Origin of the sequence: Klebsiella terrigena (assembly GCF_006539725.1) — a bacterium.
GTDB lineage: Bacteria > Pseudomonadota > Gammaproteobacteria > Enterobacterales > Enterobacteriaceae > Klebsiella > Klebsiella terrigena.
This window is the reverse complement of sequence record NZ_BJNO01000002.1, coordinates 333550-347377: the sequence shown is the minus strand read 5'-3', so window position 1 is coordinate 347377 and position 13828 is coordinate 333550. Positions and strand designations below refer to the sequence as shown.

At 63.2% G+C, this 13828-nt stretch carries 12 protein-coding genes; 9 read left to right on the top strand and 3 right to left on the bottom strand.

Features of this window, described 5'->3' with window-relative positions; translation table 11 throughout:
- The first annotated feature begins 2 nt into the window (after positions 1-2).
- The 5 genes from RTE01_RS04460 to RTE01_RS04440 all read left to right on the top strand — a co-directional run bounded on the left by RTE01_RS04460 (position 3) and on the right by RTE01_RS04440 (position 4314).
- Positions 3-1082, top strand: a complete 1080-nt coding sequence (locus RTE01_RS04460) for a phosphotriesterase family protein (protein WP_041145068.1) — start codon at positions 3-5, stop codon at positions 1080-1082.
- A 14-nt stretch (positions 1083-1096) separates the two neighbouring features.
- Positions 1097-1852, top strand: coding sequence for a glutamine amidotransferase (locus tag RTE01_RS04455; protein ID WP_041145067.1), 756 nt, complete (start codon positions 1097-1099; stop codon positions 1850-1852).
- Positions 1852-2967 carry a M20 family metallopeptidase gene (locus RTE01_RS04450; RefSeq protein ID WP_134525619.1) on the top strand — a complete coding sequence of 372 codons (1116 nt, stop codon included), beginning with the start codon at positions 1852-1854 and terminating at the stop codon, positions 2965-2967. Before RTE01_RS04455 ends, RTE01_RS04450 begins: the two co-directional genes overlap by 1 nt.
- 94 nt (positions 2968-3061) lie before the next feature.
- Positions 3062-3874 carry an AraC family transcriptional regulator gene (locus tag RTE01_RS04445; protein ID WP_076945290.1) on the top strand — a complete coding sequence of 271 codons (813 nt, stop codon included), beginning with the start codon at positions 3062-3064 and terminating at the stop codon, positions 3872-3874.
- A 77-nt stretch (positions 3875-3951) separates the two neighbouring features.
- Positions 3952-4314 (top strand): cupin domain-containing protein, encoded by a 363-nt coding sequence (locus tag RTE01_RS04440; protein WP_041145064.1) that lies wholly within the window; start codon positions 3952-3954, stop codon positions 4312-4314.
- A gap of 128 nt (positions 4315-4442) precedes the next feature.
- On the opposite strand, the gene argC is transcribed toward RTE01_RS04440, so the two are convergent.
- Positions 4443-5366: an N-acetyl-gamma-glutamyl-phosphate reductase gene (argC, locus tag RTE01_RS04435; RefSeq protein WP_255313502.1), complete on the bottom strand. Its 924-nt coding sequence runs from the start codon at positions 5364-5366 to the stop codon at positions 4443-4445.
- A gap of 112 nt (positions 5367-5478) precedes the next feature.
- Here argC and RTE01_RS04430 point away from each other — a divergent pair, with 112 nt between their 5' ends.
- Positions 5479-6366: a LysR family transcriptional regulator gene (locus RTE01_RS04430; protein ID WP_041145062.1), complete on the top strand. Its 888-nt coding sequence runs from the start codon at positions 5479-5481 to the stop codon at positions 6364-6366.
- A 56-nt stretch (positions 6367-6422) separates the two neighbouring features.
- Here RTE01_RS04430 and ttrR read toward each other — a convergent pair whose 3' ends face one another.
- Positions 6423-7037: a tetrathionate respiration response regulator TtrR gene (ttrR, locus tag RTE01_RS04425; protein ID WP_041147584.1), complete on the bottom strand. Its 615-nt coding sequence runs from the start codon at positions 7035-7037 to the stop codon at positions 6423-6425.
- Complete coding sequence (gene ttrS, locus RTE01_RS04420; RefSeq protein WP_134525615.1) at positions 7012-8784, bottom strand: tetrathionate respiration histidine kinase TtrS; 1773 nt, start codon at positions 8782-8784, stop codon at positions 7012-7014. The genes ttrR and ttrS overlap by 26 nt, the downstream gene beginning before the upstream one ends.
- A 178-nt stretch (positions 8785-8962) precedes the next feature.
- On the opposite strand from ttrS, the gene ttrB reads away from it, so the two are divergent.
- Genes ttrB through ttrA form a run of 3 tightly spaced genes read left to right on the top strand, consistent with a single transcriptional unit; the run spans position 8963 to position 13772 of the window.
- Positions 8963-9691 carry a tetrathionate reductase subunit TtrB gene (gene ttrB / locus RTE01_RS04415; protein ID WP_041145060.1) on the top strand — a complete coding sequence of 243 codons (729 nt, stop codon included), beginning with the start codon at positions 8963-8965 and terminating at the stop codon, positions 9689-9691.
- The gene (gene ttrC, locus RTE01_RS04410) at positions 9692-10714 is read left to right on the top strand and encodes a tetrathionate reductase subunit TtrC (protein WP_141334724.1); all 1023 of its coding nucleotides are present in this window, start codon (positions 9692-9694) and stop codon (positions 10712-10714) included.
- Positions 10707-13772: a tetrathionate reductase subunit TtrA gene (gene ttrA / locus RTE01_RS04405; protein ID WP_134525613.1), complete on the top strand. Its 3066-nt coding sequence runs from the start codon at positions 10707-10709 to the stop codon at positions 13770-13772. Before ttrC ends, ttrA begins: the two co-directional genes overlap by 8 nt.
- Positions 13773-13828 lie beyond the last annotated feature (56 nt).

The window sequence follows — 13828 nt, the reverse complement described above, 5'->3', positions numbered from 1 at the left end:
TCATGAAAGGATCAATTTTTCGCCACCCCACTCCGCTGCCGGTCGGCGTCAGCAGCGGCTACGTGATGACGGTGCTCGGCCCGCTGCCGGTCAGCGAGATGGGCGTCACGCTGATGCATGAGCATATTCTGCTGGATGCCTCCGGCAAATGGGTACCGCCCTGCTGCTGCAGCGATCGCCACCTTGCCGAAATGCCGGTGAAGATGGAAAACCTCGGCGAGCTGTCGCTGAACCCGCTCATCAGCCGCGACAACTGCCAGCTGTTTGACGTCGACGTGGCCATTGAAGAACTGACCAAATATCGCGCCCTGGGCGGGGAAACGGTGGTCGATCCGACCAATATCGGCATCGGCCGCGATCCGCTGGCGCTGGCGCGCATCGCTCGCCTCACCGGCCTGAACATTGTTATGGGCACCGGCTTCTATCTGGAGCCGTCGCACCCCGAGTGGGTGAAGAGCAGCAGCGTCGAACGGCTGACCGAGCGGCTAATTTACGATCTCGGCGGCGCGGAGGAGAAGCCGGAGGTGATCGCCGGGCTGATCGGCGAGATCGGCGTCTCCAGCCGCTTCACCGCCGATGAAGAGAAGTCCCTGCGCGCGGCGGGCCGGGCAAGCGCCGCGACCGGCGTGCCGATCGAGGTCCACCTGCCGGGCTGGGAGCGGCTGGGCCATCGGGTGCTGGATATTCTCGAACAGGAAGGGGCCGATCTGCGCCATACGGTCCTGTGCCATATGAACCCAAGTTTTGCCGACAAGCGCTATCAGCGCGAGCTGGCGCAGCGCGGGGCGTTCCTCGAATACGACATGATCGGCATGAGCTACTACTACGCCGATGAGTCGGCGCAGTCGCCCTCCGACGAGGAGAACGCCCGCGCCATCCGGGAGCTGATTGATGACGGCTATATCCAGCAGATTTTGCTGTCGCAGGACGTCTTCCTGAAGACCATGCTCACCCGCTACGGCGGTCACGGATATGGCTACATACTCAAGCATTTCGTTCCTCGCCTGCGCCGCCACGGCGTCAGCGGCGAACAGCTTGAAACCCTGATGATTGGCAATCCCCAGCGGGTATTTGGCGGATAAAAAGGAAAGTGATAATGAAGAAGAAAGTTTTACTGGTCGGTGAATCCTGGACCAGCACCTCAACGCACGTTAAAGGCTTCGATCAGTTTGCTACCGCCACCTGGCACACCGGCGCGACGGATTTTCTGGCCGCGCTGGCCGACAGCAGCTATGCCATCACCTATATGCCGGCCCACGCGGCGGCCACCGAGTTCCCGCTGACCCAGGAAGAGCTGCAGGCGTGGGATGCGATTATCCTGTCGGACATTGGCGCCAACACGCTGCTGCTGCACCCCGACACCTGGCTGAAAAGCCGCCGCACCGCCAACCGCCTGACGCTGCTGCATGACTACGTTGCCGCCGGCGGCTCGCTGATGATGATTGGCGGCTACTACAGCTTCCAGGGGATAAACGGCGGCGCGCGCTATCGCCATACCGCGGTGGAGAAGGTTCTGCCGGTGCGCTGCCTGGCGTGGGACGATCGTATTGAAACCCCGGAAGGCTGCTACGCCGAAGTCACCGAATCCCACGCCCTGTTTAACGATATTCCCGGCGAGTGGCCGTGGCTGCTGGGCTATAACGAAGTGGAAATGCACCCGGAGGGCAGGCTGCTGGCGACGGTTGCCGGGACCGGGCATCCGCTGCTGGCGGTGCGCGAATATCAGCAGGGCCGTTCGCTGGTGTGGACCAGCGATATGTCCGCCCACTGGCTGCCCGAGGAGTTTGCGCAATGGCCCGGCTATCGCCAGCTGTGGATTAACTGCCTCGACTGGCTGACGGAACGCGGCTGATGGCGAACGCTACCCGCGAACTGGCCCGGCGGCTGCTGGGCTTTAACACCATCAACCCGCCGGGAAACGAAGCCGACTGCATGCGTTTTTTTGCCGACTGGCTGCGCGATAGCGGCTTCGAGGTTGCGCTGTCGTCGTTCGGCGAAGGGCGCTGCAACCTGATTGCCCGGCTGTCGGGGGCGACGGCGGGTAAGCCGCTGGCCTTTACCGGCCATCTCGATACCGTGCCGCTCGGCAATGCGCAGTGGCGCTTCGATCCCTTCGGCTCGCAGGTTGAGAACGGCCGGCTTTACGGGCGAGGGTCCAGCGATATGAAGGCGGCGATAGCGGCGTTTGCCGTCGCCTGCGTCCAGCGGCGGGAGGCGATCCTCGCCGGGCGCGGCGCGGTGCTGCTGATCACCGGCGGGGAAGAGACCGGCTGCGACGGCGCGCGGGCGCTGATCGCCTCCGGCACGCTGCCGGAGATTGGCGCGCTGATCGTCGGTGAACCTACCGCCAATTACCCGGTTATCGGGCACAAAGGCGCGCTGTGGCTGCGCGCTGAAACCCGGGGCAAAACCGCCCACGGCGCGATGCCGGAGCTGGGGATTAACGCCATCTATCTGGCGGCGGATGCGCTGGGTAAGATTCGTCATTTTTCGCCAGGCGCGCCGCATCCGCTGATGAAGCAGCCCACGCTCAACGTCGGGCGCATTGAGGGCGGACTCAATATTAACTCCGTGCCGGACCGCGCGTGCTTTGATGTCGATATCCGCAGCGCGCCCAATTTACAGCACGCCGTCATTCGACAGCGGCTGAGCGCGCTGCTTGGCGAGAGCGTAACGCTTACCACCCTGGTCGATCTGCCTGCGGTGCTGAGCGAAGCGCGGCACGCATGGATAGCCCAGGTTTATCAGCGCTGCCAGCCGCTGCACGATATGCCGCTGACGCCGCGGGTGGTGCCCTACTTTACCGACGCCTCCCTGCTGCTGCCCGCGCTGGGTAATCCGCCGTGCATTATTCTCGGTCCCGGCGAGCCGTCGATGGCCCACCAGACCGACGAGTACTGCCTGCTCAGCCGGCTGGAGGAGGCCGAGCGGCTGTACGGGGAGCTTATCGGCGACTGGATGGCGTAGCCATCTTCAGCCGCCTGCCGAACAGTCCGCTTTGCGCAAGCGCAAGGCTGTTGCACAATGGGCTCACCGTTTTGCCAGGCGAAGGCGTGTCCTGATGTCACACATTAAAGGCTTAAAAGACTGGGTCAAACCGGCCCACTCTGCGGCGAAAATAGAGCGCATTGAAGCTTTTTTTAGCGGCCATGGGTACTCGCCGCATCGGCACGATACCTACGCTATCGGCCGCACGCTCTCCGGGGTGCAGAGCTTCAGCTACCGCGGCAGCCGGCGCCATAGCCTGCCTGGGGGGACGATGGTGCTGCATCCGGATGAAGTCCACGACGGAGAGGCGGGGACCGAGGATGGATTCCGCTATCGCATGATCTATATCGAGCCGGCGCTGGTTCAAAAGATACTTGGCGGCAGGCCATTACCCTTTATCGCGGACGGACTCTCTACCGACCCGCGGCTATTTGCCGCCACTCAGCCCTTACTCAAGGCGATGGATGAGTCGTTTGAAACTCTTGAAGAAGACGATGCGCTTTACGATCTGGCCCACACGCTTGCGGCGGTAGGAGGGCAGCATTCCAGACGAAAAGTTTACGACTATCCGGCGGCGGAGCGGGCAAGAGAGTACATCCACTGCCGTTTTGACACCCCTATTACCCTGGATGAGCTCTCCTTTGTCAGCGGAAAAGATCGCTGGAGCCTCAGCCGCGACTTTCGCGCCCTCTTCGGCACCAGCCCGTACAGATACGTGACGATGCGTCGGCTGATACAGTGCAAAAGGCTGATGTTAACGGGCAAAAACCTGGCGGATATTGCCGTTGATTGCGGTTTTTCGGATCAAAGCCATATGACTCGCCAGTTTATCGGCAACTTTGGCGTTTCTCCCGGCCGCTGGCTGCGGTTCATTAAAAACGTATAAGGCAGCCTGCACGATCGTTCAATCTATCCTTTGTGGGATTCACTATGCTCGACTCTTCTTACATGAGGAGTCTGAAAATGCAGCAACCGATTAATATTGAACATAAGCTTTCGCTTATCACCGAGCAATGGCAGCCCAAAGTCATTGCGGAGATGAATGATTATCAGTTTAAGGTCGTCAAAATCCTCGGCGACTTTGTCTGGCACGCTCATCCGGAAACCGATGAGGTGTTTATTGTCATCGACGGTGTTTTGACAATTTATTTCCGTGATGGCGAAGTGGCGGTGAATGCGGGCGAAATGTACGTTGTTCCGCGCGGAATCGAACATAAAACCTACGCACAAGCTGAAGCAAAAATCATGCTTATCGAACCCCGCGGCATAGTGAATACCGGCCATGAAGGGGGAGAGCGAACTGCAAAAAATGATGTCTGGATTTAGCGTAGCCAAATAACGTCATCCCGGCGCCCGCCATCATCTCCGCCCCGGCGGACAAGCCCTCCCGACGCCATCTAAAGGATGTGGCGGGAAGGCGTCAATGGCTGCAGCCCTAAAAGCTGCAGCGACGGTCAGGCGGCGCCGATCATCAGGTCGAGGTTTTGCACCGCGGCGCCCGATGCCCCTTTGCCGAGGTTATCGAACACCGCCGTCAGCAGGATTTGCCCGCTCTCAGGATTGGAAAATACGCCCAGCGCCATCTCGTTGGTACCGTTCAGCGGCTGGGGATCGAGACGCTCAATCTCGCCGACGGCTTCAGGCGTCAGCACCTTGACCAGCTCGCTATGGCGATAATGCTGCGTCAGGCAGGCATGTACTGCTGCCGCGTCGGCATGTTCAGGCAGCAGGCGCTGCTGAAGCGGCACGCTGAGGATAATCCCCTGGCGGTAGGCGCCGTAAGCCGGCATGAAAAACGGCGGCATTGAGAGCCCGGCGTAGCGCGCAATCTCCGGAACATGCTTGTGTCGGAGGCCTAAGCCATACGCCTGAAAAGCAGGGCCGGAGCCCGCTTCCCCGCCCTCGTACAGCTCGATCGCCGCCTTGCCGCCGCCCGAATAGCCGGACACGGCGTGAATGGAAACGGGGTAATCAGCGGGCAGCAGCCCGGCGTTAACCAGCGGGAGCAGCAGACCGATAGCGCCGGTTGGGTAGCAGCCTGGGTTAGTGACGCGCTTCGAGGCCCTGATGCGTGCGGGCTGGTCGGCGCTCATCTCCGGGAAACCGTACGTCCACCCGGAGACGGTGCGATGGGCCGAGCTGGCATCGATTACGCGCACCTGCGGATTCTCCAGCATCGCCACCGACTCGCGCGCCGCCTCATCGGGCAGGCACAGAATGGCGATATCGCAGCCGTTGAGCATCTCCGCCCGAAGCCGCCGGTCTTTGCGCTGGGACGGGGGCAGAGTCATGAGCTTAATATCCGTACGGTGGCGCAGGCGGTCGTGGATTTGCAAACCCGTCGTGCCCTGCTCGCCATCAATAAATACGTGAGTCATCGTCATTTCCTTAAACCGGTTAGAACGTCAGTGCATGAATGTTGTGCCAGGTTTAAGTATTGGTAAAGTTGCATTATCCTAACGTCAAATTCAGTTTTTCTGAGGTATGCCAATGCGGGAGATCAATCTCGATCAGCTGCGCACGCTGATCACCATTGCCGACACCGGCTCCTTCAACGAAGCCGCCCGGCAGCTGCACCTGGCGCCGCCGACGGTCAGCCTGCACATCTCCGAGCTCGAAGGCCGCGTGGGGGCGAAGCTGCTCTCCCGCACCCGGGGCAAAGTCAGGCCGACGGCCATTGGCGAGAACATGGTCGCCCACGCCCGCCGGCTCCTTGCCGACGTCGCCTATGCGCTTGACGATATATCCCGCCAGGCTCAGGGGCTCACCGGCCAGGTCCGACTAGGCGCCTCCACCGGCGCCATTGCTTACCTCCTGCCCCAGGCCCTTGAAAAGCTGGCGCAGTCCCATCCGCATATTGACGTGCATATCACCATCCTGACGTCGCAGCAGACCCTTGAGCAGCTGAAATCCGGTTCGCTCGATATTGGTATTGTGGCGCTTCCGCAGCCCCGGAGCAGCGGCCTGAAGATTGACGCCTGGCGGCGGGACCCCGTTGTCGCGTTCCTGCCCGCGGACTGGACGGCCCCGGAGTTTGTGACCCCGGAATGGATGATTGCCAGGCCCCTGCTGCTCAACGGCTCCGGCACCCACCTGTCGCAGCTGACCAACGGCTGGTTTGCCGATACCGGCCATAGCCCCACGCCGCGGATCAAGCTGGATTATAACGATGCCATTAAAAGTCTGGTGGGTGCCGGCTATGGCGCCACGCTGCTGCCGCTTGAATCGGGTACCCAGCTAGCCGCCGATAGCCGCATCGCCATTCGCCCCTTACAGCCGCCGCTGTGGAGAGAGCTGGGATTAGCCTGGCGGGAGAGTGAAAATGAGCTTTCGACGCAGCACCTGCTTTCCGCCCTGCGGGAGCTGCGCCAGGCGTAAATTCATCGGCCGCTGCCGAATGTGGTTGAGCACGCGCGCCGCCGGATCGGCCGGGGCTATCTCCCCGTGGCCTCCCCGCGCAGGGTATCGGGCACGGCCTGTACCCTGCTGACCAGCTCCGCGAGACTGCCGGCCTGCATCTTTTCCATGACCCTTGCGCGATGCACCTCAACCGTACGCACGGCGATGCTCATCGCTTCGGCAATCTCGCGGTTGATCAGCCCTTTTACCACCAGCCCAAGCAGCTGGCGCTCCTTCGCCGTGAGCTGCTGATAGCAGTTCACTATCTGGCGCCGGGAGATCGCCGTCGAAGAGACCGCCAGCGCGTGTTCCAGCCCCGTTTGCAGCGCCTGAGCCGAAACGGGCTTCTGCAAAAAATCCACCGCCCCGCGCTTCATCTGCTCCACGGCCATCGGTACGTCGCCGTGGCCGGTCAGAAACACCACCGCCAGGGTGCTTTCGCGCCGTCGCAGGGCCTCATGCACCCGCTGGCCGTCCAGCACCGGCATGCGCATATCCAGCAGCAGCACGCCGTGCTGATACAGATCGGCCTCGGCCAGAAACCTTTCGCCCTGCTCCCAGCACCGCACCGCGTAGCCGAGGCTTTCCAGCAGAAAGGCGCAGGCGCGGGTCACCGCCACGTCATCATCCAGCAGATGTATTATCGCCATTGTCGCGCTTCTCCTCCCGATGGGTGAAATCCAGTATCACAGCCGCTCCGGCCAGCCCGTCGGGCGCCGCCCGGTTGACGATCGCTATCTCCCCCTGACAGTAGCGCACCAGCCGCTGGCAAATCACCAGCCCCAGCCCCATGCCCTCCCGGCGGCTGGTCACAAACGGCTGGAAAACCTGCTGCATCAGCGCGTCATCAATTCCGCCCCCGTTGTCCTGCAGCGTGATGCGCAGGCCGCCGGCTTCGCCAGTCGCCTCAAGCCACACCGCCGTGGCGCCCGCCTGCGCGGCGTTGAGGATCAGGTTAGCCAGCACCTGCTCCAGCAGAACCGGCGGCAGGGTTATCCTCAGGTCGCCGCGGGCTCCGTTGTGCAGCGCCAGCGCGGGAAAATGCTGCGCCATGCCTAACAGCTGCCAGACGTGCTGCAGCGCATCGCCAACGGCGATGCTCTCCCACTCGTCCGTCGGGACGGGGTTTCCCTGCGCCTGGCTGACCCAGCGGCGCAGATTACGCACGGTATCGGCCCCGCGCTGCGCCTGCTGGTCAATATGCTCCAGCGCGGGCAGTAACGGATGCTGCCGATCCTCGGCCTGCAGACGGATCGCGCAGCCCTGCGCGTAATGGCGAATAGCCGAAAGCGGCTGGTTCAGCTCATGGGCGAAACCGGAGGTCATCTCCCCCAGCACGCTCATCTGCCTTGCCGTCGCCAGCGCCTGCTCCTGCTGGCGCAGCTGGACGCCATTACGCTCAAGCTGCCTGCCGCGCCGGCGCACCAGCAGCATCACCCAGACGTAGTTCAGCGTCAGCAGGAGCAGCGCCAGCGCCGCGGAGCCCATCAGCAGCCGATGCTGAATCAGCCAGCTTTTAACGTCCAGCCACAGACGCCGCTGCTGCGGATGCTGCTGCACCTCACGCAGCAGGGCCTCAACCTCGGCGGTAGACGCCGGGGCCCCCCAGTGAAATGCCGCCTGCTGCGGCGCATTAAACAGCGCGCGGGTGACCCTGTCGGCGAGGGCATCGCTCACCGCAGGCAGCGCGGCAAACGACCAGTCGGGATAGAGCGGCGTGCTGGTTAAGCAGGGAATGGCGGTCGGCCGCTTTATCAGGGCGACGAAATCGCTTTTATTTATCAGCCCCTCGTGGTCCATTTTCTCCAGCAGACACACCGGGACAATCGCCGCGTCGATCGCCTTTTCGCGCAGGAGATAGATCAGCGCATCGGCGGGAAAGCCGCTAAACGTCAGGCGAAGGTCGCGCTCGGGGCGCAGGCCGCTATCGCTCAGCGCCTTGTACCCCAGCAGATAGCCGCCGAAAGCCAGCGGGTCGATGGCGCCCACCGTTTTGCCGATCAAATCATGAACGGCGGCGATCCCGCCGTCGCGGCGCACGAGGATCGCGCTGCCGGTGACGTTGCCCGCTGCGGGCGAAGAGCGCAGGGAGGCCAGCCAGCGCAGCGACGCGTGGCTGTTCAGCTGCACAAACTGCGCGGGGTTGGTCACCACAAACTGCACGCTGCCGCTGCTCACCGCCGCCTGCATCTGCGGCAAATCCAGCGGCAGAATATGAAACCGTTCGCCCGGCAGCTGCTGATTGAGCTGTGCCTCCAGCGGCAGCCAGTGGCCGCGCGTGGCCTCCTCTCCGCGCATCGCGAGGACGCCCACCTGCCATGACCCCGCCCACGCCGCGCCGCTCAGCAGCCACGCCAGCCCCAGTAACGCCAGAGATCTCACCGTTTTCTCTCTCACCCCATCATCCATGCCGATTATGTTGTTTTAGATCAACAAGCCGCCGGGTATGTGGTTAACCACAATAGAGCCGCCCGGCGGCGATTTTTACACTGTAAATCATCGACATTGTTTATTCATCATACGTAAACCAACGGCGTGACCCATGTTTCGTTGTTGCCGCGTGAGGGGAGAAAATATGGACAGCAGTAAACGGCAGTTTCTCCAGCAGCTGGGCGTTCTGACCGCTGGCGCCTCGCTGGTGCCGCTGGCGCAGGCAAAATTCCCCCTGTCGCCGGAGCGTCACGGCGGGTCTGCGCAGCGGCGCTACGCGATGCTGGTCGATCTGCGCCGCTGCATCGGCTGCCAGGCCTGTACCGTCAGCTGCGCGATAGAAAACCAGACTCCGCAGGGGGAGTTTCGTACCCACGTCAATCAGTATCAGGTGCGGCTGGCGGATGAGGTGACCAACGTGCTGCTGCCGCGCCTGTGCAACCACTGCGATAGCCCGCCCTGCGTCCCGGTGTGTCCGGTGCAGGCGACCTTTCAGCGCGAGGACGGGATCGTGGTAGTGGACAACACCCGCTGCGTCGGCTGCGCCTACTGCGTGCAGGCCTGCCCCTACGACGCGCGCTTTATTAACCATGAGACGCAAACCGCCGATAAATGTACCTTCTGCGTCCACCGCCTTGAGGCCGGGCTGCTTCCCGCCTGCGTGGAGTCCTGCGTGGGCGGGGCACGCATCATCGGCGATATCAAGGATCCGCACAGCCGCATCGCGCAGATGCTTCACCAGCATCACGACGACATCAGGGTGCTGAAACCGGAGAACGGCACCGCCCCCCACGTGTTCTATCTGGGGCTGGACGCGGCGTTTGTTAGCCCATTGATGGGACGGGCGCAGCCCGCTCTCTGGCAGGAGGTTTAAATGTCGCATTCAGCGCTGATTGCAGAGGTTCTGACCCAGCCGCAGGAGGTGAGCTGGCTCCCGTGGGCAGTGCAGTATTTCTTTTTTATCGGCATTGCCGCCTGCGGGGCGCTGTTTGCCTGCGCGTTGCGCTGGCGCGCCGGGAGCAGCGAAAAGCTGGAATACCTGACGCTGCTGATTACCCTGACCTGCGCGATAACCGCCCCGCTCGCGCTCACCGCGGATCTCCATCAGACCGCCCGCTTCTGGCACTTTTATGCCTGGCCCACTCCGTGGTCGTGGATGCCGTGGGGAGCCCTGTTTTTACCGCTGTTTACCCTGTTTCTCGGGCTGTGGTTCCTCGCGCTGCTGGCGCAGCGGCTGTGGCGTAAAAGTTACATCGTCACAAAATGGTTAGCCCTCGCCAGCGCCCTGCTGGCGGTCGGTCTGCTGCTCTACACCGGCCGCGAGGTATCGGTGGTGCTGGCCCGCCCGGTGTGGTTCAGCTACGCCCTGCCCGTCGTGATGTTCCTCAGCGCGCTGCAGGCCTTTTTCAGCCTGATAGCGGTGGCCGCGGGGGATGATTTTCACCTGCAGCGGCGGCTGGCGCAGCGGCAGCTCGCGGCCCTGATCCTGCTGGCTGCGGTGGTCATCATTTGGCTCAGCGGCGACACGCTCTCCGGCCACGCCATTCGTCAGTGGCTGGCGGTCTCACCGTCGGCGAGGGGCTACGCCGCCGGCTGGGCGCTGCTGTGGGCGGCATCGCTGGCCTGCTGCGGCCTCGCGCTTCGCCGTCCGCTGGCGCTGCACGCGCGCGGGGCGCTGGCGGTCGTGGCGATGGCGCTGTGCTGGCTGATCCGCTGGACGCTGCTTATCCAGGTACAAAGGATTCCGAAATTCAACGCCGGGTTTAATCCCTATACCCTGCCCGCCGGCACCGACGGCTGGCTGGCGATCCTCGGCACATTTGGCCTGTGGGTGGCGCTGCTGATTATTGTGCGCGAAACCGTAAACGGCCTCGCAAGGAGAGTGCAACATGGCTAATTTAACCCGTCGCCAGTGGCTCAAAGTCGGCCTGGCCGTCGGCGGTATGGCAACCTTCGCCCTCAGCTATCGGGAGGTTGCCAGACGCGCCCTCGACGGCTTGCTCAACGGCACGTCCGGTAAAATCACCCGCGACCGCATCTTTGGCAATGCGCTGATCCCTGAAGCGAACGCGCGGCCCCGCTGGCAGCAAAACCCGCAGCAGGTCATCTCCATGACCCAGTGCTTCGGCTGCTGGACCCAGTGCGGCGTGCGGGTTCGCGTCGATCGTCAAAGCCATAAGGCGCTGCGCATTGCCGGCAACCCCTATCATCCGCTGTCGCACGAGCAGCACGTAGATTCGGCGGTTCCTTTTGCCAGCGCAATGCAGCAGCTGGCGGGCGAAAGCGGCCTCGACGGCCGCTCCACCGCCTGCGCGCGGGGCGCAACGCTGCTGGAAGGGCTCTACAGCCCGCTGCGCATTCTGCAACCGATGAAGCGCGCAGGTAAACGCGGCGAAGGCCGATGGCAGCGCATCAGTTTTAAACAGCTGATCCACGAGGTGGTGGAAGGCGGCGATCTGTTTGGCGAGGGCCACGTTGAGGGCCTGCGCGCCATCCATGCCCCGACAACGCCGGTGGACCCGCAGCATCCCGGGTTCGGCCCCAAAAGCAACCAGCTGCTGGTCACCAATACCAGCGACGACGGTCGCGATACCTTTCTACGCCGCTTTGCGCTGAACAGCTTTGGCAGCAAAAACTTTGGCGCCCACGGCTCATACTGCGGCCTGGCCTACCGCGCAGGCTCCGGTGCGCTGATGGGCGATCTGGATAAAAACCCGCACGTGAAACCCGACTGGGAGCACGTTGAGTTCGCGCTGTTTATAGGCACCTCCCCCGCCCAGTCCGGCAACCCCTTTAAGCGCCAGGCGAGGCAGCTCGCCAGCGCCCGCCTGCGTAGCGACTTTCGCTACGTGGTGGTCGCTCCGGCGCTGCCGTTGACCACGGTGATGGCCGACGATCGCGGCCGCTGGCTGCCGGTGATCCCCGGCAGCGATTCGGCGCTGGCGATGGCGATGATCCGCTGGATAATCGAAAACCAGCGCTTTAACGCCGATTATCTGGCGATGCCCGGCGCGCAGGCGATGCGCCAGGCCGGAGAAAAAAGCACCACCAACGCCAGCCATCTGGTGATAACCGATGAGATCCCGGGTCTGGCAGGACAGCATTTAACTCTCGCCCATCTGAGCGCCGGCGGCGCCGATGAGCCGGTGGTCGTTAACGAGGCCGGCGAGCTGGTCTCCGCCGCCACCTGCCCGCGCGCGCAGCTGCTGGTCTCCCGCCGGGTCACGCTTGCCGACGGGCGCGAAGTGACGGTGAAAAGCAGCTTCCTCTGCCTGAAAGAGTCGGCCGAAAAGCTGACGATGGCGCAATACGGCCAGCGGTGCGGCGTGCCGGAGGAAAAAATCATCGCTCTGGCGGATGCCTTTACCCGCCACGGACGCCGGGCGGCGGTTATCACCCACGGCGGGATGATGGCAGGCAACGGTTTTTACAACGCCTGGGCGGTGATGATGCTCAACGCGCTAATTGGCAACCTTAGCTTGCAGGGCGGGGTCTTCGTCGGCGGCGGCCGCTTCAACGGTGCAACCGACGGCCCGCGCTACAATCTGGAGAGTTTCCCTGGCAAGGTGAAGCCCAAAGGGCTGAGCATTGCGCGCAGTAAAACGGCGTATGAATCCTCCGAAGAGTACCGCGACAAGGTGGCGGCCGGGATCTCCCCCTTCCCGGCGAAGGCCCCGTGGTACCCGTTCGTTGCCGGGCAGTTGACCGAGCTGCTGAGCTCGGCGCTGGAGGGGTATCCTTATCCGCTGAAGGCGTGGATCTCCAACATGACCAACCCGCTGTACGGCATTCCTGGCCTGCGGGCCGTGGCGGAGGAGAAGCTCAAGGATCCGCAGCGCCTGCCGCTGTTTATCGCCATTGATGCCTTTATGAACGAAACCACCGCCCTGGCCGATTACATCGTGCCGGATACGCATAATTTCGAAAGCTGGGGATTCAGCGCCCCGTGGGCCGGGGTTGCCAGCAAAGCCAGCACCGCGCGCTGGCCCATTGTTCCGTCGGCGACCGCGCGTAGCGCCGACGGTCAGCCGATCTCGATGGAGTCTTTTTGCATCGCGGTCGCCCGGCGCCTGGATCTGCCGGGGTTCGGCGATCGTGCGATTACCGACGCCGAGGGCAACAGCTACCCGCTGAATCGCGCCGAGGATTACTACCTGCGCATGGCTGCCAACATCGCGTTTATGGGCAAAACCCCGGTCGCCGAGGCCATCCAGGAGGACCTCACCCTGACCGGCGTTGAGCGTATTCTGCCGCTTATGGCGCAGACGCTGAAATCCGATGAGGTGAGCCGGGTGGCCTTTATCTACTCGCGCGGGGGCCGTTTCGCCCCCGACAAAAGCGGGCGCAGCGGCAACCAGATAGGCACTAGCTGGGAAAAACCGCTGCAGATCTGGAACGCGGAGGTGGCCGCCCATCGTCACGCTATTACCGGCGAGCGCTACAGCGGCTGCCCGACGTGGTATCCGCCCAGGCTCTCCGACGGCCGCGCTATCGATGAGCTTTTTCCGCCCAGGCAGTGGCCGCTGAAGCTTATCTCCTTTAAGTCGAACACCATGGGCAGCGCCTCGACGACGATCCCCCGGCAGCACCACCTTAAGCCGCTCAACCTGGTGGCGATGAATCCCCTCGACGGCCAGCGTTTCGGCGTGGCGCACGGCGACAGGGTGCGCATTATCACCCCCGGCGGCGAGGTAGAGGCGGGGATCAGCCTGCTGCACGGCGTGATGCCGGGGGTTATCGCTATCGAGCACGGCTACGGACATCGGGAGTTGGGGGCGGCGCAGCATACGCTGGACGGCGAACCGCTGTCGTTTAGCCCGCAGGTAGGATCGGGGGTGAACCTGAACGATCTGGGGTTTGCGGACCCGACCCGCAGGGTGAGTAATACCTGGCTGGACTGGGTCTCCGGCGCGGCGGTACGTCAGGGGCTACCGGCGAGGATCGAGCGGGTATAGCGCCCCGCGACGGTTGCGGTCGCCGGGCGCGTGCTAAAACCGGCGGCGTGAGCATC